We start from the raw sequence: 22,752 nt of genomic DNA on the forward strand, positions 1-22,752 counted from the left end.
AGATGTGTGTAAGAGACAGACGATAGATAGCCGCGGGATTGTCGGCGGGGGCGTCGTGCGGGCGGCGCCGCAGGCCAGCGCCGATGAGGAGAACGTTCCGATCGCTGAGCGGGCCTTCGGTCATGCAGGTTTTAGCGCTCGATCGACGCGCGCCGGCGCCGGAGCGCAATCTGCCGACAATTTCACCCACCACACCGACATCGGCACTCTGAACAGCGCATTCCCGAAGGGGAGGCGGCTGCTCCTCGTCGGAACTGCCGTAGCAACGGCGCCTTTCGAACAACACGACCGAACTGGCACTAACGGCCAATTGCTGCCAATCATGGCTTCTGACATAGCCGTCGTTGGAGAGGCCACTTCACTCTGAAAACTGCTGCCCCGCCAAGATTGAAAGCTAGGTGGGTCGATATACGCTTCCCCGACCTCGGTCGGGCTCAGCGCCCAGCAGGTGCTTCGCTGCAGCAGGCGTACGCCCTGTCTGGTCGCGAGGCGACCGACCGATTGCTCACCTGCGACTTCGAGACTCCGCGGCGTGTTGCCGTCTCGGAAACGCTTTTCGCATTCACGATGTGGGCGAGCACGAGCATATCGTTGACGTCGTACAAATGGATTTTGACGGTTCCCCATTGGAAACAATATTGTGCTTGTCAAACGGCTAATCAAGCCCCCTCTCGAGTCCTATCATGATGTCACCATCGGCGAAAGGCGCCGCTGTGTTCCCTGGAGTCGTGGAAAATGATGCAAGAAACTAACATTGTCGTTAGCGAGGTCGATTTTGTGCGTCTGATGGCGATGCAGCCGCCACCCACCCTGCGCGCGGAGCTGGAGCGGGCAATTGTGATCCCCTTGGAATCAATTCAGGCGGATGTGGTCACGATGAACGCACGGGTTCACTATCGCGACGAGAAAACCGGCCTCGATCGTGCGGTGCAGATCGTGTTTCCGGACGAGGCGGACATCGGCCAGGGGAAGGTTTCCGTCCTGGCACCCGTCGGTGCGGCCCTGATCGGCCTCAGCGTCGGTCAGGCGATCGACTGGGACTTTCCCGATGGCACCGAGCGCCGCCTGACCGTCATCGCAGTCGATCAGTCCGGCAACACCGGCACGGCCGGATCAACACGTCAGCATTGAGCGAGGCGACGCGCCACATGCGCGTCGCAGGGAGTCGTCCGGCTGGCCGCTACAGGCGCATCACACTGACACCATTACATCGCATTGGGATTCGGCCAGGACGTGCTTGGTGACGCTGCCGACGAAAAATTCGTCGAGCATGCTTTGGCCGTGTTTGCCCATCACGATCAGGTCGCAGTCGGCTTCCTGCTCCTGCTCGATGATGTGCGTCGATGGGTGGCCTTGCAGCACGATGAGCCGCGCCTCATAGGGCGGCAATCCGGCTTGCTCGCTCAAGTCGTTCAGGTTCTGAATCGCTTCCTGCTTGGCCTGCAGGCGATAGCCGCTGATGACTTCATCCTCAACGCCGGCGTATCGCAAGTGGCCCTCGAACGGCACGTCGAATGCGTGGAGCAGGACGATTTGCGCCTGGGGCGCGATGAGCCTGGCATTGCAGATCGCCTGCAGGGACGAGGCCGAGAAATCCACCGGCACCAGGACCGATCGATAGGGTTCATGTGCGGCCTGCTTGACGACCAGCATCGGACATGTCGCGCGGCTGAGCATCCGTTCCGCGGTCGAACCCAACAGGACGTGCCGCAGGAAGCTCTCGCCCCGCGCGCCGCAAACGATCAGGTCCGCTGCCGACGCATCGACCGCCTTTCCCAACTCCGCAAGCAAGGAGCCAAACGCGATATGAGCATCCGCCGTGATCCCATAGTGGTTTTGCAGTGCGCCCACGAGCTCATGCAGCCGTTCCCGGGCGCTCTTGAGCACCTGTTGTTTCAGATCGTCTGCCGAGTTGCCCATGAGGTGGCGGAGCCGATCCAGCGGGGCAAGATCGGCCACATGCAGTACGTCCAGCGGAGTCCCCGTTTCCCGGCTCACCAATGCGGCACGCTCAACGGCGTGGCGAGCCGGTGCAGAAAGATCGGTCGCCGCAAGCAGGTGGTTCAGTTTCAACATGGTGGTCGTCCTTTCGATCGCAATGCTGTTCGCGTTGGTACGGTGGCATCGCCCCGTGTCGGATGCTTATCCCGTACGATTGGGAGGCCTATGCATGCTCTGGCATAATATTGCTACAAAAGTTCTCCCCTTTCGAGCCCGTAAGCGGCAAGCAGCCAGTGCGGGGGAATACCTGGAGGCTACGAACTGATGGGCGACCGTCGCGTGGATCATACCCACCCTCCGGTCTGGCATGCACTGTCGCAGGGCGAGATCGAACGGGTCCTGCAAACGGGGCCGGAAGGGCTGACTGCCGATGAAGTGCAGCGCCGACTCGAGCGCTATGGCTTGAATCTGCTTGCCCCGCCGGCCCGACGCGGCGCGCTGCTGCGCTTGGCCATGCAGTTCCACAATATATTGCTATACGTGATGCTCGGCGCGGCGGCCATTACTGCTGCCCTCGGTCACTGGGTCGATACCGGAGTGCTGCTCGCCGCGGTGGTGATCAACGTGATCATCGGGTTCATCCAGGAAGGCAAGGCCGAAGCGGCGCTCGACGCAATCCGCGCGATGTTGTCCCCGCATGCGACGGTGATACGCGGTGGCGATCGTCACGAAATCGACGCGACCGATCTCGTGCCCGGCGACTGGGTGGCCTTGACCTCAGGTGATCGCATTCCTGCGGACCTGCGTCTCGTTTCGGTCAGGGAACTGCGCATCGAGGAAGCCGCGCTGACGGGCGAATCCCTGCCGATCGACAAGGGGGCGGAAACCGTCCGTGCCGACGCTCCGCTCGGCGATCGCTACTGCATGGCCTATTCGGGAACCTTCGTTGTGTACGGCCAGGGCACCGGCATTGTCATCGCGACCGGCGCCGCCACGGAGTTGGGGCGGATCAATCAGATGCTCGCCGATATCCAGCGGATGTCCACGCCCCTGCTGCGCCAGATCGACCGTTTCGGCCGTGTGTTGGCCTTGGCCATCCTCGGCGCGTCTGCAGCGACTTTCGTGCTCGGTACGCTGTGGCGCGATCATGCTCCTGCCGAGATGTTCATGATGGTCGTCGCGCTTGCGGCCTCGGCCATTCCGGAGGGCCTGCCGGCGATCATGACGGTAACCCTCGCGCTCGGCGTTCAGCGGATGGCGCGGCGCAAGGCCATCGTCCGCCACCTTCCAGCAGTGGAGACGCTAGGCTCGGTGACCGTGATCTGTTCCGACAAGACCGGCACGCTGACGCGCAATGAGATGACCGTGCAGCGCTTGGTCTGTGCGGGGCACGTGTTCGATGTGGGAGGCGTCGGCTATGCGCCGGTGGGGGACTTCAGCATCGACGGCCGGCCCATTGATGTCGCGCGCTACCCCGCGCTGTCGTTGGCGATCCGCGTAGGCGTGTTGTGCAACGACGCGCGTCTGCGTGAAGAAGACGATCTGTGGCGGGTAGAAGGCGATCCGACCGAAGGCGCCTTGCTTGTCGCGGGAATTAAAGGGGGATTCACACAGCATGCCGGAGATACCGCGTGGCCGCGCATCGATTCGATTCCGTTCGAGTCGCAGCACCGCTTCATGGCGACCTGGCATCGTGACCTGGATGGCGACGCGTGGATCTTCGTCAAGGGGGCGCCGGAGCGGATTCTCGACATGTGCGCGTCGCAGCTCGACCATGACGGCGAGAGGCCACTGGACGTCGATTACTGGCGAAGGATGGCGACCGACACGGCGGCACAGGGCTTGCGGCTTATTGCCGTGGCGTGCAAGCGCAGCGCTCCGGCAGGCGATCGCCTGGCATTTGCCGACGTCGAGGAGGGTTATATGCTGCTCGCGCTGGCAGGCATCATCGACCCCCCGCGCGAGGAAGCCATTGCAGCGGTGGGCGAGTGCCACCGTGCCGGCATCCGCGTCAAGATGATCACCGGCGACCACGGCGAGACGGCGCGCGCCATCGGCGCGCAACTGGGGATCGGCGTCGGCAAGCCGTTCATCACCGGGGCGGAGGTCGCCGTGATGGATGACGCCGCATTGCGGCGGGTGGCGATGGAGGTCGATGTGTTCGCACGGGCCAGCCCCGAGCACAAGCTGCGCCTCGTGCAAGCCTTGCAGGATGACGGGCAGGTGGTCGCGATGACCGGTGATGGCGTGAACGACGCCCCCGCGCTGAAGCGCGCCGACGTCGGCGTGGCGATGGGCCGCAAGGGCACCGAGGCGGCGAAGGAGGCGTCCGACATGGTGCTCGCCGACGACAATTTCGCGACGATCGCGACGGCGGTCCGCGAAGGCCGTGCGGTCTATGACAACCTGAAAAAATTCATCCTGTTCATGCTGCCCACCAATGGCGGCGAGGCGCTCGTCGTGATTGCGGCCATCCTGTTCGAGCTGGCGCTGCCGCTGACGCCGGCGCAGGTGCTGTGGATCAACATGGTCACCTCCTCGACGCTGGGGCTGGCGCTGGCCTTCGAGCCGGCCGAGGGCGACGTCATGACGCGCCATCCGCGGCCGCCGGGCCAGGCCTTGTTGTCGGGCTTCTTCGTCTGGCGGGTGCTGATGGTGTCGGTGCTGATGATGATCGGTGCGCTGGGACTTTTCCTGTGGGAACTGGCTGACGGTACGAGCCTGGAGACCGCGCGTACGATGGCCGTCAATGCGGTGGTCGTGGCCGAGATGTTCTACCTGATCAACAGCCGCCATATCCTCGCGCCGATCACGAACCGGGAGGCCCTCGCCGGGAATATGTACGTGCTGCTCGCGATCGCCGCCTGCATTCCCTTGCAGATCGCCTATACCCATGCTCCGTTCATGCATCGCATCTTCGATTCGACAGCGCTCACGCCGCAGGAGTGGACTAAGGTCGTTGCGGCCGGTCTGCTGGTGTTTGCCGTGGCGGAGCTGGAGAAGCTCGTCATCCGCAGTACCGGCCTCGCGGCACGCCTTGCGCGCGCGTGAGCATCAATCCAGGGAGAAACGACTGTGACGCATGAGACCGCGATTCATCCCCCCGACCGTCCGCCCGCTCGTCTTCTGCTGGCGACCGATCTCGGCGCGCGTTGTGACCGGGCGCTCGACCGGAGTGCCCAGCTCGCCCGTGAGTGGCAGGCGGAACTCATTGCCTTGAATGTCCTCGATCCGTCGGTATGTGCAGATCAGACGTACGCCTGGATCAGCGGGGCAACTGACGATCAACTGATGAGTGTTGCCCAGCGGCAACTCAGCCGCGACCTGTACGGGACGAAGATGCCGGTAAGGGTTCGGATCGTGCAGGGGAGGGAACCCGAGACCGCGATCCGCGAGACAGCCGCCGCGGAAGGCGCCGACCTCGTCGTAACCGGGGTCGCTCGTCAGGAGACATTCGGACGCGTCCTGCTCGGAACAACCAACGAGCGCCTCGCTCGCTCCCTGAAGCCAGCCCTGCTGGTCGTGCACAGCCGTGCACAGGGTCCCTACCGACGGATCGTCGTGGCAACCGACTTTTCCGAAATGTCGCGCCATGCCTTGCTCACTGCGGCGGCGTTCTTCCCGGGTCGCGAACTGACGCTTTACCACGCCTACACACCGCCGATGTCCGGGCGGGGCACGACTGCGTCGAACGGCGCAACCGCCCCACGGATCGCGCACACGGAGTGCGCGGAGTTCATCCGGGCAACGCGGCTACCCGAGGGCACGATCATGCATTCCGTCGTCGAATACGGCACGATTTCGATCAAGCTGGCGCGTTACGCACGCGACAACGATATTGATCTCGTGGTGATAGGCGGTCATACCCACGGCGGCATCATGAGCGCCCTGTTGGGCAGCACCGCCGCGAAGTTGCTCGAATACCTGCCCTGCGACACGCTGTTGGTGCAATCGCGGAACCTCACCGTGTAGATTGAGCCGGCGCCGCACCCATCGGGGGAGGCCGCCCTGTATTGCCCGCCGGTCAGCCTGCGCTGACTGACCCGCCCCACACCTTGGCCATAACGGATGCTGCTTGCTTCACTGATCCTTGTTCCGTTCGCCGGCAGTCTGTTGGCGGCGCTGATGCCGGAAAATGCCCGCAACCGAGAGGCATGGCTGGCGCTCGCCATCGCGGCCACCGGGCTGCTCGTCACGGGCCTGCTCTACCCTGAGGTTGCTGCCGGAAAGGCGCTGCGCGAAGAGATCGCCTGGCTGCCCTCGCACGGTCTTCAGCTCGTGCTTCGCATGGATGGCCTAGCCTGGGTATTCACCCTGCTGATTCTCCTCATCGGCCTCCTGGTGGTGCTGTATGCGCGCTACTACATGTCGCCGAAAGACCCCGTGCCGCGCTTCTTCTCGTTCCTGCTGGCCTTCATGGGTTCAATGCTGGGAGTGGTGCTGTCCGGCAATCTGGTGCAACTGGTCGTGTTCTGGGAACTCACCAGCCTGACCTCGTTCCTGCTGATCGCGTACTGGCATCACAGGAGCGACGCCAGACGGGGCGCGCGGATGGCGTTCACCGTTACGGCGACCGGCGGATTGTGCCTGCTCGCCGGAGTGCTCGTGCTCGGCCACATCGTCGGCAGCTACGACCTGGACGAGGTGCTGGCGGCGGGGCCGCTCATCCGTTCGCACGAGCTGTACCGCGTCGCGTTGGTGCTGGTGGCACTGGGCGCGCTGACCAAGAGCGCACAGTTCCCCTTTCATTTCTGGCTGCCGCACGCGATGGCCGCGCCGACACCCGTATCGTCCTATCTGCATTCAGCCACGATGGTGAAGGCGGGCGTGTTCCTGCTGGTGCGGCTGTGGCCGGCACTGGCGGGCACGGCCGAATGGAACTGGATCATCGGCGGCGCCGGCGTGTGCACGCTGCTGATCGGCGCCTTCATCGCGATCTTCCAGCACGACCTCAAGGGCCTGCTCGCCTACTCGACGATCAGCCACCTCGGCCTCATCACGGTGCTGATCGGCATCGGCACGCCCCTGGCCATCGTCGCGGCAATCTTCCACATCCTCAACCACGCGACCTTCAAGGCTTCGCTGTTCATGACCACCGGCATCATCGACCACGAAACCGGGACCCGTGACCTGCGCGTCCTGCGCGGACTGCGTCACCAGCTGCCGGTCACCGCGGTCCTGGCCATCGTCTCCAGCGCCGCCATGGCTGGCGTGCCCCTGCTGAACGGCTTCCTGTCCAAGGAGATGTTCTTCGCAGAAACTGCGCTGGTGGGCGGCGACGAGCACTGGTGGATGTCCGTCGCAGCCGTCGCGATGGGGATGTTCAGCGTGGCGTATTCGCTGCGCTTCATCTCGATCTTCTTCGGCACACGCGCGACGGATTTCCCGCGCGAACCCCACGAGCCGCCGCGCTGGATGCGCTTTCCCGTGGAGTTGCTGGTGGTCCTGTGCCTGATCGTCGGCATCGTGCCGGGCGTGAGCATCGGGCCCATCCTGCACCTCGCCGTAACCGCAACATTAGGGCCGAACACGCCGGAATACGACCTCACGCCCTGGCACGGCTTCAACCTGCCCCTGCTGCTGAGTGCGATCGCCTTCAGCGGTGGCGTGATGCTCTACGTCGTGCTGCGCCGCTACTTCAATCTGCGGGAGCGTGAGCAGGTTCCGGTGATCTACCGCTTCAGCGGCGCGCAGGCTTACGAGACCTCGATGATGGTCCTGACGCGCTCGGCACAGTGGCTGCTGCAACGCATCGGCACCGCGCGCCTGCAGCCACAACTACTGATGATGATGCTGGCGATGCTGGCAGTTCCCCCGCTGCTCGTCGGCATGCCGAGGGCGTGGACGGAAATTCCGCTGCATGAACCCGACCCACTGTTCGCCGCCATCTGGGTCATCGGCTGCGCCTGCGCGGTCGCAGGGGCCTGGATGGCGAAATATCACCGGCTCGCGGCCCTCATCCTCGTCGGCGGAACGGGAATTGTGACGGCAGCGACCTTCTTGTGGCTGTCGGCGCCCGACCTGGCGCTGACGCAGCTGATGGTGGAAACGGTCACCACCGTGCTGATCCTGCTCGGCCTGCGCTGGCTGCCGCCGCGCATCGAGCCAAAGGAGCTCCACCTCACAATCCCGCGCAGCGTATGGATGCGCCGCTCGCGCGACATGCTTGTTGCGGTTGCCGGCGGCCTCGGCATGGCGCTGCTGACCTATGCGGTCCTCGTGCACCCGGCCCCGGAGACGATCGCGGACTTCTTCCTGCTGCGCGCATTGAGCGAAGGCGGCGGGAGCAACGTCGTGAACGTACTGCTCGTCGATTTCCGCAGCTTCGACACGCTGGGCGAAGTCACGGTGCTCTCGATCGTGGCGCTCACGGTCTACGCCCTGCTGCGACGCTTCCGTCCCGCCGCGGACAGCGCCAGCGTTCCTGCGCAGCAGAAGAACGCGGCCGACCCCGCGAGCCGGCAGACGCCGGCGGAGCAGGCCAGCGGCGGTTACCTGCTGGTGGCCGGGATCTACCTGCGCATGCTGCTGCCCTTCATCGGCGTGATTGCGGCGTACTTCTTCATGCGCGGGCACAACCTGCCCGGTGGCGGCTTCGTCGCGGGCCTGATCTTCGCCGTGGCGATTCTGGTGCAATACATGCTAGCCGGCACGGTGTGGGTGGAAAACCATATTCAACTACGGCCGCACCGCTGGCTGGCGTTCGGGCTTCTGCTCGCGTGTTCGACCGGCCTGGGCGCATGGGCCTTCGGTCACCCCTTCCTCACGACGTATACGGCGCATGTCGATTGGCCCTTGCTGGGCGAACTGCACCTGCCAACCGCCTTCGTATTCGACCTGGGCGTGTTCGCGGTCGTGGTCGGCACGACGATGCTGATGCTGGTGGCGCTGGCTCACCAGTCCTTGCGCGCACGCCGTCTGCCGGGCGACGGCGGGTCCGACGCCGGGCTCACGGACGGGAGGAATGTCTGATGGAGATCGTATTCGCCATCGCAGTGGGCGTGACCTTCGGTTCCGGCATCTGGCTGATCCTGCGACCGCGGACGTTCCAGCTCATCACCGGTCTGTTGCTGATGTCCTACGGGGTCAATCTGTTCATTTTCGGGATGGGGCGCCTGTGGGTGGATCGGCCACCGATCACGCCGCACACGACGGTCGATCCCGCGCAGTTTGCCGACCCGCTGCCGCAAGGGCTGGTGCTGACGGCAATCGTGATCGGCTTTGCGACCACCGCGCTGTATCTGGTGATGATGATCGGTGCGCGCGGCCTGACCGGCAGTGACCACGTCGATGGCGAGGAGCCGCGCGAATGAGCACGCTGCCGTGGTGGGAGCACCTGATCGTGCTGCCGGTCCTGCTCCCCCTGATCGCGGGAGCGCTGCTGATCCCGGTCAACCAGAAGCATCATCGCCTCAAGTTCGGTTGCGCCGCGGTGGTCAGCGTGCTGCTGTGGGTGATGGCGGCGGCGCTGCTGGTGCTGGTCGATGGCGAGCACTGGCCGAAGGGAATCGGCGTCTATCTGGCCGCCAACTGGGCCGCGCCCTTCGGCATCGCGCTGATGGTCGACCGACTGGCTGCGCTGATGCTGTTGCTGACGGCGACCGTCGCCCTGGCGGTGCTGGTCTTTTCCGCGCAGCGCTGGGGCCGGGTCGGCGTGCATTTCCATTCCCTGTTCCTCTTACTGCTGATGGGCCTCAACGGCGCCTTCCTGACCAACGATCTGTTCAACCTGTTCGTGTTCTTCGAGGTGATGCTGGCGGCCTCCTACGGCCTGGTGCTGCACGGCTACAACCTGAACCGCATCCGGGCCGGCATGCAGTACATCGCCGTCAATCTGGTCGCCTCCTTCATGTTCCTGATCGGCGTCGCGCTGATCTACGCCGCGACGGGCACGCTCAACATCCCCGACCTGGCCGCCCGGGTGCCCGCGCTGAGGCCGGAGGATTCCTACCTGCTGGGCGTCGGTGCGAGCGTGCTGGCGCTCGCCTTCCTGACCAAGGGGGCGATGTGGCCGCTCGGATTCTGGCTGCCCGGCACCTACGCATCGGCGTGCCCGCCGGTCGCCGCGATCTTGGTCGTGATGACGAAGGTCGGCGTGTATGCGGTGCTGCGTGTCTGGCTTGCCGTGTTCGGCGATTCGGCCGGGGCGCTCGCCGGTTTCGGTCTTCAGGCGCTGACCGTCGGCGGCATGGCCACGCTCGTGTTCGGCACCATCGGCATGCTCGCCAGCCAGGACGGCGCGCGCATGGCCGGCTACGGCGCGATCGTCTCGTCCGGCACGCTGCTGGCCGTGATCGGGCAGTCCGGCGGCGCCGTGCTCGCTGCAGGGCTGTATTACCTGGTGGGTGCGACGCTGGCGACGTCCGCCTTCATGCTCCTGCTCGAACTCACCGAACGCATACGTCCGCCTGGCGCATCGCTGCTGGCCGTGACGATGGAGGCGTTTGCGATCGATGACAAGCCGGTGGATCCGGTGGGAGTCGTGATTCCCGGCACGCTTGCGTTCCTCGGCCTGAGTTTCGTCGCCTGTGCGCTGGTCATCGCCGGAATGCCGCCGCTTTCGGGCTTCGTTGCCAAATTCAGCCTGTTTCACGCCTTGCTCGCTGCATCTCCGCCGGAACAAGGCGGCGTGACGCCCGCGACCTGGCTGCTGATCGCGCTGGTCGTGCTGGCAGGCCTTGCCGCGATCATTGCGCTGATGCGGCTGGGGGTGCGGACGTTCTGGGCCTCGGGGGCCGTGACCCCGCCTACCCTGCTCGCGTCGGAAGCGGCACCGGTGACCGCCCTGGTCCTGCTGTGCGTGCTGCTGACGACCCATGCCGGCACGGCATTCGACTACCTGAACCGGACCGTGGACGGCCTGAAGCGTGTCGGCGATTACCACGAACGCGTGCTGGGCCAGCCCCCGGTCCTCCGCACGCCGGCGGGGGAGGGGACGCGATGAAACGCTGGCTTCCGTCCCCGAAGTTGTCCGTCGCACTGCTACTGATGTGGCTGGTGCTGAACCAGAGCCTCGAACCCGCGCACTGGCTGCTGGGCGGAGTGCTGGCCATCGTCGGCCCGCTTCTCGCGCGCCCCTTGCAGCCGCACGGGTACGGGTACATCGCGCGGCTGCCGGCCCTGGTCCGCCTGCTGGGAATGGCGACCGTCGAGATCGTGCGCTCGAGCTTCAATGTCAGCCAGATCATCCTCTTCCGCCGATCCGAAGGCGTGAATTCGCAATTCATCCGGATACCGCTCGACTTGCGCAGCCCGCACGGCCTGGCGCTGCTGTCCTGCCTGATCAACACGACTCCGGGCACGGTGTGGGTCGATCTGCTGCCGGAACGTCATGAACTGCTGCTCCACGTCTTCGACCTGCATGACGAGCGCTGGTGGGTGGAAACGATCAAGACGCGTTACGAGCAGCCCATCATCGAAGTCTTTGAAGCGCCGGCGCCCCCCGGACAAGGAGGACAATCGTGACCGTTGGCACCCTGTTGTCCCTGGCGATCGGTTTTGCGCTTGTCTGCGTCATACTGGCCATGATGCTGTGCACGGTGCGCCTGCTCATCGGACCGTCGGCACACGATCGCGTGCTCGCGCTCGACACGCTGTGGATGTGCACGATGCTGCTCGCGCTGATGCTCGGGATCCGCTTCGGCAGCCAGATCTACTTCGAGGCCGCCCTGATCATCGCCGTGCTCGGCTTTGTCTCGACGATCGCACTGGCCAAGTTCATGATGCGCGGCGAGGTGATCGAATGACTGCACTCGACGCAATGCCCTGGTGGGCTGCGCTGACGGCTTCCTTCCTGCTGGTGCTCGGCGGGTTGATCACGCTCATCGGCACCGTCGGCCTGCTGCGCCTCAAGACCTTCTATCAGCGCATACACGGACCTGCGATCACGATCACCCTGGGCACCGGCTGCATCCTGATCGCGTCCATGGTGTATTTCACCGTGACCCAATCCCGGCTGGTGATCCATGAGATCCTGATCGCCGCATTCGTGCTGATGACCGCGCCAGTCGTCTCGATGCTGATCATGCGCGCTGCGCTATACCGTAACCAGTACGATAGCAGAGTCGTGTCAGCGCGCTCCGTACCGAATCCTGAACAGGAGCTTGTCGAGCGCGGAGCGCTGCAGCCCGAGCGAAGCTTCGCTGGCGATCCTGTCAACGCGCATGAGGGCCGAACCTCCCCCCGTTCATGAGCGCCGTGGTTGGTTGGCGTTGAATTTCCATTGCCGGCGCAGAGGGGGCATTCAGCGCGCATTCAGTTCGCTCCGTTCAGGATGGCACCACGGTCACCAGAAAGGCCGCAGCCCCAAGGAACAGGAGAAGCCACCATGCGCACCAAGACCCTCATCGTTACCCTCACCCTCGGCGCCGGCCTGCTTGCAGGCGGGGTCATCGTGCCTGTACTCGCCGCCAGCAATGGGACGGGCGCTGGCCAGGCTCAGTGGCTGACACCACACGAAGTCCAACTCAAGCTTGAAGCCTCCGGCTACCGTGATCTCGCGAAACTGGAGCGCGAGAACGACAAGTACGAGATCAAGGCGACCGATCGGGATGGTCGCTTCGTGAAGATCGACGTCGATCCCTTTACCGGCGCCATCCTCAAGACCGAGGTGAAGCGTGACAAGAACAAGGCTGCCACCACAGCGGAGGCCACCTGGCTGACGCTGCACCAGGCGCAGGTCAAGGTGGAAGCGATGGGGTATCGCGATATCAAGGAAATCGAGCGTGACGGCGACAAGTTCGAGGTGACGGCCACCGATCCGGACGGACGCTTGGTGGAACTCGACATTGCACCCTTCTCGGGCGAAGTCCTCAAGACCGAGGTCAAGCGCAATAACTGAGCTTCTGCACCGAGGGGCGCCGCGCAGTTCGGCGCCCCAGCCGTCATTCTGCCTGTAGAGGGTTTCCAATGGTCTTCATCCTCTCCTCATTCATCGCCCTTCTCACGCTCGCGTGGGGCTTCGCCGCGAGTGTCGACGGCAGCGGCAGCGCGTCGCTACCGTGGCTGATCCGCGAACAGGCGCTCTATCTCAGCGGCGTGCTGGGGATAGGCATGATGTCGCTGGCAATGGCACTGGCCACGCGACCGGCGATCCTCGAGCGCCCGCTCGGCGGGATGGACCGCATTTTTCGCCTGCACAAGTGGGCCGGCATTCTCGCCACAGTTTTCGCGGCGCTGCACTGGCTGATCGAGATGTCCGACGACGTGCTCGAATCCGTCTTTGGCGAGGCCGGTCAGGTCCCCGAAGCGCACTTTGGCGCATTACTCGACAACCTGCGCGACGCCGGCGAAGAGTTGGGCGAATTCGCAATTTACTTCGTGCTGGGAATGATCGCCCTGAGCCTTTTGAAGCGTTTCCCGTACAAATTCTGGCGCCATCTTCATCGCGCGATGCCGGTGCTGTATCTCATGCTCGCGTTCCACGCGGCCGTGCTCGCACCTCCGGAATATTGGGGCAAGGCGATCGGAGGCCTGATGGCTGTCCTGCTCGCGATCGGCACCGCGGCATCGATTTTTTCGCTCACGGGACGTATCGGCCGGGATAAGCGCGCAACAGGCGTGGTTGCGTCCGTCTCGTCCCCGGCTCCCGACATCACCGAGGTGACCTGTCGCCTCGACACCGGATGGAAGGGCCATCGCGCGGGCCAGTTCGCCTTCGTCGGTTTCGATCGCATGGAGGGCGCGCATCCCTTCACCATCGCCAGCGCCGACCGCGGCGACCAAACTGTCACGTTCGAGATCAAGGCGCTGGGCGACTACACGCGTCGCTTGGCGACACGCATCGCGGTCGGTCAACCGGTCACCGTGGAGGGGCCATACGGACGCTTCCTGCTCGAGCGCCATGATCGCAAGGCGCGGCAGATCTGGGTCGCCGGCGGTATCGGCATTACGCCCTTCCTGTCGTGGCTGGACGCCTTACGCGGCAATACCGAATCGGCACCGCAGGTGGAACTCCACTACAGCACGCGCACGGCTTCGGGCGATCCCTTCGTCGAACGTTTGCAGAGAACGTGCGCAAGACTCACGACCGTTAAGCTCCATATCCACGACGCATCGGCCGGCGGAACCCTCTCGTCGGACCAGTTGGCCGCGTCACATCAGCCAGCACAGCGCACCGAAGTATGGTTCTGCGGGCCGAGGCAGTTTGGTGACCAACTGGAGGCCGGGCTTGCCGCAAGCTGGGGCAGGCGTCTGAAATTTCGCCGGGAGGCGTTCGAGATGCGATAAATGGAAAGTGGGCAGATCCTTTGCAGTCACGCTCATAAATAGGGATACGCGGCCCAGCCTCCCCATTGTTACCTTGTCGTCTCATACATACATTTCAAGGGTGCCCGATGAGCAACAATAAGATTGGAACTGAAGTGCAAAAGCTTAAGACTCTCCTGCAATTTCAGGAAAAGGCAGTCGTTAGCCGAATGCTTGTCAGGAACTCAGGGGGCAATGTCACCTTGTTTGCCTTCGACGGCAATGAAGGCCTAAGTGAACATACGGCACCGTTCGATGCGTTGGTTATCGGCATTGAAGGCAGTGCGCAAATTCCGATCGCCGGAGTCATCCATACTGTGGGTGAGGGCGATGCCCTGCTCATGCCGGCCGGCGTGCCTCACGCAGTCCATCCAATCGACGGGTTCAAGATGCTCTTAATAATGATAAAGGACGAATCGAAATAATTTCCCGCCCCGTACCTGACAACTCAGGTATTCATCGGGCGCCTGTGGCGGGGAGGCGTTCCGCATCCCAATAGGGCTCGGGACCGAAACGCTCGAGCAGAAAGTCTATGAAGGCACGGACTTTGACCGGCAAGTGTCTGGTCGGCAAATAAAGGGCGTAGACGTGGCGCTCGACCGGGATGTACTCCGACAGTGCAGCGCATAGCCGGCCGGACCGCAAGTCGCTGCCGATTATGAATGTCGGAAGCAATGCAAGTCCGAGCCCGCCGAGTACTGCCTGGGACAGGGCTTCGTCGTCATTGATGCGGAGGCGACCGGCTACCGGCACGGCAATTTCGCCTTTGGGGCCAATGAAGCGCCATAGACCCTGTTCGCCCGAGTGGGTGTAATCGAGACAGTTGTGGCGGGACAAATCCTGCGGAATTTGCGGCAGACCGTGCCGCGCGAAGTAGTCCGGCGTCGCGCACAACTTTCGTCGCACCGGAGCGAGTTGACGTGCGACGAGAGTCGGAGGCAGCTCGTTCGCCACACGTACTACAATGTCGTAACCTTCCTCCGCGAGGTCAATGCTGCGATCGGAGATCGTCATGTCGACATCCAGATCCGGATAACGGCCGAGGAAGTCGGCGAGGGCGGGCGCAACGTGAAGTGTGCCGAAGGCTACCGAGGCCGCGACACGCAGAGTGCCGCGGGGCTGCGCATGCAGACTGCCCGCAAGCTGTTCAGCCTGCTGGATCTCGTGGACGATGCGGTTGCAGTGCTCGGCAAAGGCAGCACCGACCTCGGTGACGCTCAGGTGCCGGGTGCTGCGCTGAAGCAAGCGCACGCCGAGCGAGTGTTCCAGCTTCGCCACGGCCTTGCTCACTGCCGAACGCGACGTGCCAAGGCGACGGGCAGCCTCGGAGAAGCTGCCGCTGTCCACCACGTGCGCATATGTCACCATCAGATTCAGATCTTGCATCCCCTATTGTAACCGCCGCAGAAACAGGCATGTCCGGGGGAGGAAGCGCATCGCTCAGAGCGATATCGCCAGTCCCTCCCACCAGCCGCTCATCAGACTTGCGGGCTGCCTTCGCGCCTTCACCTTGGCGCAGGTTTCCCAGGCGTCGATGGGAACAGATAGACCGGCGAATATTCCGTGCCCCTTGCCGGCGCGGATTTCATCGCCGGCAAGAATGCTTTCTCCTGCCCGGATCGAGCCATCCGCAAGGATTCCGTCCCCCGCACGGATCCCCCAGCCGGCTTCGAGGTGTCTCCCGCATCGAATGGCGCCGCCCGCTTCGATACCATGAGTCGCACGGACATCTTCATCTACGGAAATGTCATATCCGGCGCGAAGGGTTTTCGCACAGGAGATTGCCCCATGAACCGCAAGGTTCTCGCCAGCGAAGGCATTGCCCCCGAAAGTAACGCCATCGCTGCAAACCAAGTCCCGGCCCACATGCAGATTTCCGCCACATGCCAGTTTCCCGGTCGCATCCACGCCCCAGCCCACCTGCACGTCGCCTCCCACGTTCACTCCACCACCGGAGCGAAGATGTCCCTCGATTCGAATATCGCCCCCGACATTCATTTCCCTCCCAACGCGAATTCCCCCTCCTGTCCTGATCGAGCCCCCAACTCGCAATACGGCTTCTACGTCAATATTGCCACGCACCTCGACCGTGCCTGCGTAGACAAGGGCGTCGGCATCAATGCTGTCGACAACCAGCACCTTATTTGTCGGGCCGAACTGGTCCATCAGCCAGCAAGCATCGCCAGCACGACCATCGGCGACCAGCTGGTCGAGTAGTTCCTGGTAATTACCGCCTTCTCCGAAATGGCGAAGAAACCAGCGGAAACCGTCTGCACAGGGGCTTTTTGCGCGAAGGAAATCTCGGGTCAGGTCCATGTTTCAAATCCGGGCGACATCGGGTGCGCCCGCTGAGTTTTCGATTGTGGAAGAGATATGCGAGCCGTAAAAAGTGATCGGGGCGGTACATCCCCGTTCCACTACTTCACGAGAGTGATGGGGATCGCAGTGCGGTACAAGACGCCCCAGGAAATCGACCGGGACATGAGGGCCGCGAACCACCCAAGGCCACGCGAGGACATCACGATACGACTGCAATCGGTGCTCGCCGCGAATTCGAGAATCTTCTCGACGGGATCCCCGTGGGCGACGTGGAATTCAAAGTCAGCCCGCGCCGCCTCGAGCGCGCGCAGTGCCGCGTCGCAAGTGTCCAGGGCCGTCTCGCGCTCGTCGAATCGGGCCTCCGTATTTTTTCCGGACAACAATCCATGCTTTGCCGTATGAACATTGAGAACATGGATTCTGGGAGCGTTTGGCAGCCTGCCGGTGTATTGGAGTCCGTAATGCAGAGCCCTCAACGATCCTGGCGATCCATCATATGCAATCAGTAGATCGCCGGTCCCGGGGCCGAATCGAGGTGAATGGTTCCTTGATTTGACCAACGTTACCGGAATGTCGGCTTGGTCCAGCACATCCTGGCTGACTGAGCCGAGCAGCGCGCAGCCCACGCTTCCGGCCCCGTCCGCGCCCATGACAATTTCGGTGATCTTCTGCTCGCGTATATAGGAAAGGATCGTCTCCGCAGGATTGCCGGCTGCTAGCCTTAATTCATACGAGGTGTCTGCACCCGCGAGAAACTGCCGTGCAACTTCAGTATCGGCAAGTCCCGCACATCTCAACGCGTCGTCATCGCCTGTGGCTCCAAGGATGGTCTGCGCGTTAAGGAGATGGAGGCTTGAGTCCGGCAGGCGGTCGGCGATGTCCGTAGCTAGCCGCAATGCCGCCAGGGAGGCGGAGGAGCCGTCCACCGGCGCAAGGAGGCGATACGCCGAACCACGACGGGACTTCGATCCGAATCGCGTCGTCAGGGTCGTCGCGCGGCCAAATTGATCTCGCTCGACGCTATTCCACTTCTCTTGTTCGGCCTTTACGTCCATAACGATGCATTCCACTTAGGCGGGATTCGTTCGGTGAGACCTCGTTACGCGATTGATGCCTGCGCTTCAATGATCTTGTCGCGGATGGTGCCCTCGCTCATCCGACGAGGAACGCACCGAACATGACCTAATCCTATGCGACGGACTGACGAGCGATAAGCACTCGGCGAAGAATCAGGTTGGTGCTTGTAGGGCAACAATTGCCGGGTGCCTGCCTGGAGTGAACGCAAGGAGCCGGATCGGAATCGATGATCCCGCCTTCGATCAGAGAAAAGGCATGCTCGGGATCAGGGTGGGTTCTCAGGGAAGATACGCGTCGACATCACCCGCCTTTCACAGTGACCGAGACCGTGGACATGGCTGCCCCGCATCAGGCGTCATCATGATGATTGGTTGTAGAGCAAAGGGAAACAGATACGCTCAGGCGCAGAGACTTATCAGCCCGGCTCGACGCGCCTAACATTCTTCTCGGGGTGGAAGTCGTGAGGGAAGGAAGGAGGCTTACATGTCGGACATACCGTTGCGCCACGCAGGCGAAGTTCCGAAGTCCGCGAAGTGTCGTGCGGCACCCAGCGGGACTGAGGAGACCAGGCAAATTGCGCCAGCAGCGGGAACCCGTGACCTTGCACAACGCGCTGCGCTTCTTGACGCGCGGTTCGCGTGGGATGCTGGTGAAGACAACAGCTTGCATGCCGTCGTCGAACGCGCGGCGCTACTCAGTCGCCGCACCGACGTCTGGGTGAAGCGTCCGGCCACGGTTTAATTCGATTGATGAATGACTGCGAAGCAGAGGAGACGGGTGATGAGACAGTTGGTTGTGGATCACGTATCCCGGGACGACGGTCCTGTCATCCTGGTGGCTGTGAGACCGAGCGCGCGCTTTCATCAACTCGGAGGCATCGGCAGTGTGCTGTTGCTATACCCAGCCCGCGAGCCGCTTGCGCACCATTCGAATCGTGACAAGGCGGGGATGAGCCGGGCTGCGGACGGAAATCCGCTTAATGCTGCCTAAGGTTGGAGACTATATGGAGAACAAATTGATGGACAAGGATTTCGCAGTGTTTGCGAACCATATTCAGGAAACTCACCAGGCACAACTGGATGTATCACGCCGTTGTTGTGACTTTGGTTTGACATGCTGTCAGGGCCTCGCCGACTTGAGCGGAGATGCAACGAGAGGCGCCCTTGCTCTGGGGGAAGCCGTTCGTGAACACTTCCTTCACGACATCCTGTCCGAATTCGTTACCGAAAGTAGTGGAACGGGGCTGTCGTATTGGTCGGCGTGGTGGTGGGCGGTAGCCGCGGGGCGACGAGGCGCCTCTATGAATGAGGCAACGGAGTGAACGCGTCTCGGAACCTCGAACGGCCTTGCTGAATGGACATACGGCTGTTTGGAGCGATAGCGAGACTCCGTTACCTGTCATGCGATTGGTTCCGAGGCAAACGACAGTTTTGGGTCGGTTTCGGGCTGTCGCCAACTGTCTGACCTGCCGTTCGAACGACCCCGTGAACGAACGGCAGGTCTCGGCGTAGGCCGAACGGGAAGTGCCGGCCCATTGCTGTCACTCACTGCCTCGGCATGGCCGTCATTGGGGGGAGTCTTCAAGCAGAAACCTGCCGGCTAGCCAAGACTGAAAGCTGCACCGCAGATGTGAATCGTTGAACTTGAAGGGTGATGGTCGCGATGAAGGGGAGCGCTCAAAATTCAAGTCATCACGCAGAGCTGCAACCAGCTGCGGTCGCAAGCGGAAGTCTCGCCCTCGCAATCTGCTTCACCTCGACGCAAGGGCACAATTCGTGAATCAACAATCATCGCGGCTGCCAACGACGCTGACGATCGGCATTGCGGCGCTGTTGCCAAATCGCGGGCGGCCAAAGCAGGGGCTGGTTCAAGGCGTCAATGACGGCCGACGGAGCTCCTCCGGCGCCTGATCGAGAACGGCGATTGCCTCGTGGGCGACAAACACGCGGTTGCGTAGCCGCGGGGTGCCCTTCAGGATGCCGAGCGAGACGAGATCGGCGACGGCATTGTTGGCAGCGGGAAAGGACACGCCGAGGAGGCGTTTGACCTGGTTGACCGTGACGACGGGCGTGCCGATGAGCACGGCGACGAGCTTGCGGCTGGCCGAGTCGGCACGACGCTCGGCAACGCGCCGGTTCCAGTCCTCGCGCAGGGCGACGAGTTGCACGGCAAGCGCCATCGACTCGTCGCAAGCGATCATCACCGCCTGCGTGAAGAACTCGATCCAGCTGTCCCAGCGCGAGCGCAACTGGACTTCCAGCAGGGCATCGAAGTAGTCGTGCCGGTTGCGGTACAGGGGGCCGGATACATACAGCGGCGGAGATCCCTCCGCGGCGAGCATCAGCGGGATCAGCAGGCGTCCGGTGCGGCCATTGCCGTCGCGGAAAGGGTGGATCGTCTCGAATTGCGCATGGGCGAGCGCCGCGCGCACGATCACGTGCAGGTAGGCGTTGCCCTCCGGTTCGTAGCGCAAGACGCGATCGACCAGGTCATCCATCGCGCCGGCAATCCGCTCGGGGCGGGGCGGCACGAAGCGCGCGTCCTGAATCCGTAACCCGCCGATCCAGTTCTGGACGGTGCGAAACTCGCCGGGCACATCCCGGTACGCGCTGTCGTGACGCATGAGGGCGCGGTGAAGCGCCTGGACGAAGGCGATCGAGAATGCCTCCTGCCCATGGGTACGGACCGTTGTCAGGCCAAACTCGAGCGCCTCGACGTAATTGAGCGTGGTGCGCGCGTCGGCCGGCAGGCCCTCGGCATCCTGCGTGGCCTCGAATTCGAGAACGTCCTGCAGCCCGGCGTGGGCGCCTTCGATCTGGCTGCTCATAACAGCCTCGCGCCGGCTCAGGGTCCGCGTGATCAGATCCGGGTTGGGAAGCTGGGCGCTCGCCATGCGCAGGCGCTCGAGCGCCGCCTGCGCTTCAAAAAGCGGGCGCAAGGGCGCGAGCGCATCGAAACGCACCGCCGGCGGGTTGAGAGCAAACGCGCCGGGCCATTCGGGCACCGGTTCGAGGCAGGCGCGACGGTCGGGGCTGAGGTCGGCGGAACGCATTGTGATCCTTTAATGACGCGAACCGTTATTAAAGGATATTAAGTTAACGTTTAAAAGCGGTAGGCGCAATTAAACCTTGTCTTCGCCGATCAGGGGCTGGGTGGTTTGTACATTGCTCGGGTAGTAGGATATCAATACCGCCAACGCCGATACAGGAGCTCAGGATGCCCAATTTGTCCGTCAAACTCGACGAGGCCATGCGCCAGCGACTGCATGAGATCGCCGCGCAGGAAGGGGTGACCCCACACGCGCTGATGGTGCGTGCGATCGGTCATGAACTCGATCGCGCCGAGGCGGAAGGCGCCTTTGTCAGGCGTGCCCTGCAAGCTCGTCAGCGGGTCGAAGCGAGCGGGATGGCCATTGACGGTCCCGCTTTTGGCGCCTACCTGCGGGCTCGAGTGCGAGGGGCGTCTGCGCAACGGCCGACCCCGCAAGACATTGGAAAGCCGGAATCCAAGGAACCGGACGCATGACGCGCTGGTGGTGGGCGCCAGAGGCCGCGGAAGAGCTTGAGCGACTGGCGGACTTTCTTCATGACTCCGCACCGGAACTGGCTGCCGACACCGTGGATCTGATCCTCGATGCCTTGGATACTTTGTCCCGCCATCCAAATATCGGCCGGCCGATCGCCCATGGATTGCGCGAACTCGTAATCTCGCGCGGCCGAACCGGTTATCTGGCGCTCTATAGCTATGATGAGCAGCACGACGCAGTGCTCGTGCTGGCTATTCGACACCAGCGCGAGGACGACTATCATTGATGACTCGCCCGAGCAAGGTCGATGGCATCGGCGAAAACCGTTCTACAAAACGGCCTCCATATCAGCACTGATGCGGCTTTCAAGGGGGGAGTTGGCGGGGTTTTGTAGATTAGAAATTGGCCTAAGTTACTGTTTTTAAACAAAACAACCGGTGATTGTGGCTCCAGGTGTCACCGGTTCGATCCCGGTATGTCGCCCCATATATTCAAGCACTTGCAGCTCTTTCTGAAGCCAATGGCATATTACGAAGAGCGATGCAAGTGCTTGTTTTGGCTGGTTTGAGCACTGGACGCGTACTGCAAATAGGGGGCGCAACGGTGCAGTTCCAGTCTCGCAACGCTGACAGTTACCCGTAAGCGATTGCGGCACCAACGGCCAAGCGTTCTGAGCGGTCTATCTCCTTGAGTACTTTCGCAGCATATGCCACATCCCGGCGGCTCCTGTTCGCATCCTGCAAGTTTCGTAAGATCCGCGGACTGACCTTTGTTTGGTTGCGGGGCTAGGATTTGACCCTGCGACGGGTTATGAGCCTGAAAAAAATGGTCGGCGTGCAGCGCAATCGCTTGCGGCAAAAATGGGCTTAGAAGGTCTCGCCCTTGAATTCACGGCGTTTTCCGGGTGCCGACTTGTGACATGAGAGCCCGATCTCGAAGGCAAGAATGGCTCTAGTGTCACACTGCCCTCCCAAAAAGGGCCACGCCAAGACTCCTTTGGCGGCCATTCTCGCATGCCTGGACCACCTTCGAGCACCGCGTCATGGCCGTGCTCGCACGGCGTATGCATTCGCGCGGGACGTTGCCCGCCCAGGGGCAATCCGGGGTGTGCGATCGAATCTCCGACCCAATGGGGCGCGTCAAATGACCTGTCATCCCGAGTTCGACACCCAACGCTGTCCGGCGCTCCGTCATTGACCAGACTGGGAAATGTCGGAGATCCGGATTGGGGCGTGCCTTCTGCCCGATGACGAATGCGTGAACCATTGATGCTGAACCGGATCTTGCGGTTGGCCGTTGTGTGCGGTGGCAGACAGACGCCCGCGATCAAATGGAATATTGATACCGACATGGCCGGCGGCACTTCCGCGATCCAGGTGGATCGCAAGCCGCCGGCGCGCTCCCGGATGACGTGCCGTGGCGCGGATCCGGCCGGATAAGCAAGGAGAAGTTCATGCTCTATACCATTGCAGTCGTACTGCTGGTCCTGTGGCTGCTCGGCTTGGTCACTTCGACCACCGTGGGTGGTTTCATCCACGTCCTGCTGGTGATCGCGATCGTGGTCGTGTTGCTCAGAGTGATCAGCGGACGGGGTGTGTTGTAGCTGTGCGCCGGCTCGCGCACCACGTCACGTATCTCGTCCG

The 22,752-nt window shown here is 62.8% G+C and carries 22 protein-coding genes; 17 read left to right on the top strand and 5 right to left on the bottom strand.

Annotation, left to right across the window (positions count from 1 at the left end):
* Positions 1 to 367: hypothetical protein (locus tag GO615_RS28625; protein WP_211167067.1), on the top strand; the 367-nt coding region annotated here is incomplete at its 5' end.
* A 368-nt stretch (positions 368 to 735) separates the two neighbouring features.
* Positions 736 to 1,131: a nucleoside diphosphate kinase regulator gene (gene rnk / locus GO615_RS12030; protein ID WP_169128285.1), complete on the top strand. Its 396-nt coding sequence runs from the start codon at positions 736 to 738 to the stop codon at positions 1,129 to 1,131.
* A 60-nt stretch (positions 1,132 to 1,191) separates the two neighbouring features.
* Here rnk and GO615_RS12035 read toward each other — a convergent pair whose 3' ends face one another.
* The gene (locus tag GO615_RS12035) at positions 1,192 to 2,076 is read right to left on the bottom strand and encodes a universal stress protein (protein WP_169128287.1); all 885 of its coding nucleotides are present in this window, start codon (positions 2,074 to 2,076) and stop codon (positions 1,192 to 1,194) included.
* Between the two features lie 189 nt (positions 2,077 to 2,265).
* Here GO615_RS12035 and GO615_RS12040 point away from each other — a divergent pair, with 189 nt between their 5' ends.
* The 11 genes from GO615_RS12040 (at position 2,266) to GO615_RS12090 (ending at position 14,612) form a co-directional block, all read left to right on the top strand.
* Positions 2,266 to 4,992 (top strand): cation-transporting P-type ATPase, encoded by a 2,727-nt coding sequence (locus GO615_RS12040; protein ID WP_169128289.1) that lies wholly within the window; start codon positions 2,266 to 2,268, stop codon positions 4,990 to 4,992.
* A 24-nt stretch (positions 4,993 to 5,016) separates the two neighbouring features.
* Positions 5,017 to 5,913 carry a universal stress protein gene (locus tag GO615_RS12045; RefSeq protein WP_169128291.1) on the top strand — a complete coding sequence of 299 codons (897 nt, stop codon included), beginning with the start codon at positions 5,017 to 5,019 and terminating at the stop codon, positions 5,911 to 5,913.
* Between the two features lie 96 nt (positions 5,914 to 6,009).
* Entirely contained in the window at positions 6,010 to 8,913 is a 2,904-nt protein-coding gene (locus tag GO615_RS12050; protein ID WP_169128293.1) for a monovalent cation/H+ antiporter subunit A, read from the top strand.
* Positions 8,913 to 9,254 carry a Na+/H+ antiporter subunit C gene (locus GO615_RS12055; RefSeq protein WP_169128295.1) on the top strand — a complete coding sequence of 114 codons (342 nt, stop codon included), beginning with the start codon at positions 8,913 to 8,915 and terminating at the stop codon, positions 9,252 to 9,254. Before GO615_RS12050 ends, GO615_RS12055 begins: the two co-directional genes overlap by 1 nt.
* Positions 9,251 to 10,885, top strand: a complete 1,635-nt coding sequence (locus GO615_RS12060) for a monovalent cation/H+ antiporter subunit D (protein ID WP_169128297.1) — start codon at positions 9,251 to 9,253, stop codon at positions 10,883 to 10,885. Before GO615_RS12055 ends, GO615_RS12060 begins: the two co-directional genes overlap by 4 nt.
* Entirely contained in the window at positions 10,882 to 11,406 is a 525-nt protein-coding gene (locus GO615_RS12065) for a Na+/H+ antiporter subunit E (RefSeq protein WP_169128299.1), read from the top strand. Before GO615_RS12060 ends, GO615_RS12065 begins: the two co-directional genes overlap by 4 nt.
* The gene (locus GO615_RS12070; protein WP_169128301.1) at positions 11,403 to 11,687 is read left to right on the top strand and encodes a K+/H+ antiporter subunit F; all 285 of its coding nucleotides are present in this window, start codon (positions 11,403 to 11,405) and stop codon (positions 11,685 to 11,687) included. Before GO615_RS12065 ends, GO615_RS12070 begins: the two co-directional genes overlap by 4 nt.
* On the top strand, positions 11,684 to 12,133 hold the full coding sequence (gene mnhG, locus GO615_RS12075; protein WP_246262248.1) for a monovalent cation/H(+) antiporter subunit G: 450 nt from the start codon (positions 11,684 to 11,686) through the stop codon (positions 12,131 to 12,133). The genes GO615_RS12070 and mnhG overlap by 4 nt, the downstream gene beginning before the upstream one ends.
* A 135-nt stretch (positions 12,134 to 12,268) precedes the next feature.
* A complete protein-coding gene (locus GO615_RS12080) occupies positions 12,269 to 12,781 on the top strand; it encodes a PepSY domain-containing protein (RefSeq protein WP_169128302.1) in 513 nt (170 codons plus the stop codon).
* Between the two features lie 68 nt (positions 12,782 to 12,849).
* The gene (locus GO615_RS12085; protein ID WP_169128304.1) at positions 12,850 to 14,169 is read left to right on the top strand and encodes a ferredoxin reductase family protein; all 1,320 of its coding nucleotides are present in this window, start codon (positions 12,850 to 12,852) and stop codon (positions 14,167 to 14,169) included.
* 107 nt (positions 14,170 to 14,276) lie between these two features.
* A complete protein-coding gene (locus GO615_RS12090; protein WP_169128306.1) occupies positions 14,277 to 14,612 on the top strand; it encodes a cupin domain-containing protein in 336 nt (111 codons plus the stop codon).
* A gap of 31 nt (positions 14,613 to 14,643) precedes the next feature.
* Here the strand turns inward: GO615_RS12090 and GO615_RS12095 are convergent, their stop codons facing one another.
* The 3 genes from GO615_RS12095 to GO615_RS12105 all read right to left on the bottom strand — a co-directional run bounded on the left by GO615_RS12095 (position 14,644) and on the right by GO615_RS12105 (position 17,561).
* Positions 14,644 to 15,573, bottom strand: coding sequence for a LysR family transcriptional regulator (locus tag GO615_RS12095; protein ID WP_169128308.1), 930 nt, complete (start codon positions 15,571 to 15,573; stop codon positions 14,644 to 14,646).
* A gap of 54 nt (positions 15,574 to 15,627) precedes the next feature.
* Positions 15,628 to 16,503: a hypothetical protein gene (locus GO615_RS12100; protein WP_169128310.1), complete on the bottom strand. Its 876-nt coding sequence runs from the start codon at positions 16,501 to 16,503 to the stop codon at positions 15,628 to 15,630.
* Positions 16,504 to 16,604: 101 nt separating this feature from the next.
* Positions 16,605 to 17,561: a universal stress protein gene (locus GO615_RS12105; RefSeq protein ID WP_169128312.1), complete on the bottom strand. Its 957-nt coding sequence runs from the start codon at positions 17,559 to 17,561 to the stop codon at positions 16,605 to 16,607.
* A gap of 1,025 nt (positions 17,562 to 18,586) precedes the next feature.
* On the opposite strand from GO615_RS12105, the gene GO615_RS12110 reads away from it, so the two are divergent.
* Positions 18,587 to 18,904: a hypothetical protein gene (locus GO615_RS12110; protein WP_169128314.1), complete on the top strand. Its 318-nt coding sequence runs from the start codon at positions 18,587 to 18,589 to the stop codon at positions 18,902 to 18,904.
* 546 nt (positions 18,905 to 19,450) lie between these two features.
* Here GO615_RS12110 and GO615_RS12115 read toward each other — a convergent pair.
* Positions 19,451 to 20,635 (bottom strand): Fic family protein, encoded by a 1,185-nt coding sequence (locus tag GO615_RS12115; RefSeq protein ID WP_169128316.1) that lies wholly within the window; start codon positions 20,633 to 20,635, stop codon positions 19,451 to 19,453.
* 164 nt (positions 20,636 to 20,799) lie between these two features.
* Here GO615_RS12115 and GO615_RS12120 point away from each other — a divergent pair, with 164 nt between their 5' ends.
* The 3 genes from GO615_RS12120 (at position 20,800) to GO615_RS12130 (ending at position 22,712) form a co-directional block, all read left to right on the top strand.
* Entirely contained in the window at positions 20,800 to 21,108 is a 309-nt protein-coding gene (locus GO615_RS12120; protein WP_169128318.1) for a CopG family ribbon-helix-helix protein, read from the top strand.
* Positions 21,105 to 21,395, top strand: a complete 291-nt coding sequence (locus GO615_RS12125; RefSeq protein WP_169128320.1) for a type II toxin-antitoxin system RelE/ParE family toxin — start codon at positions 21,105 to 21,107, stop codon at positions 21,393 to 21,395. Before GO615_RS12120 ends, GO615_RS12125 begins: the two co-directional genes overlap by 4 nt.
* Before the next feature lie 1,167 nt (positions 21,396 to 22,562).
* Positions 22,563 to 22,712: a lmo0937 family membrane protein gene (locus GO615_RS12130; RefSeq protein WP_169128322.1), complete on the top strand. Its 150-nt coding sequence runs from the start codon at positions 22,563 to 22,565 to the stop codon at positions 22,710 to 22,712.
* Positions 22,713 to 22,752 lie beyond the last annotated feature (40 nt).

This window comes from Aromatoleum evansii, from assembly GCF_012910805.1.
In the GTDB taxonomy this organism is placed as follows: Bacteria; Pseudomonadota; Gammaproteobacteria; order Burkholderiales; family Rhodocyclaceae; genus Aromatoleum; species Aromatoleum evansii.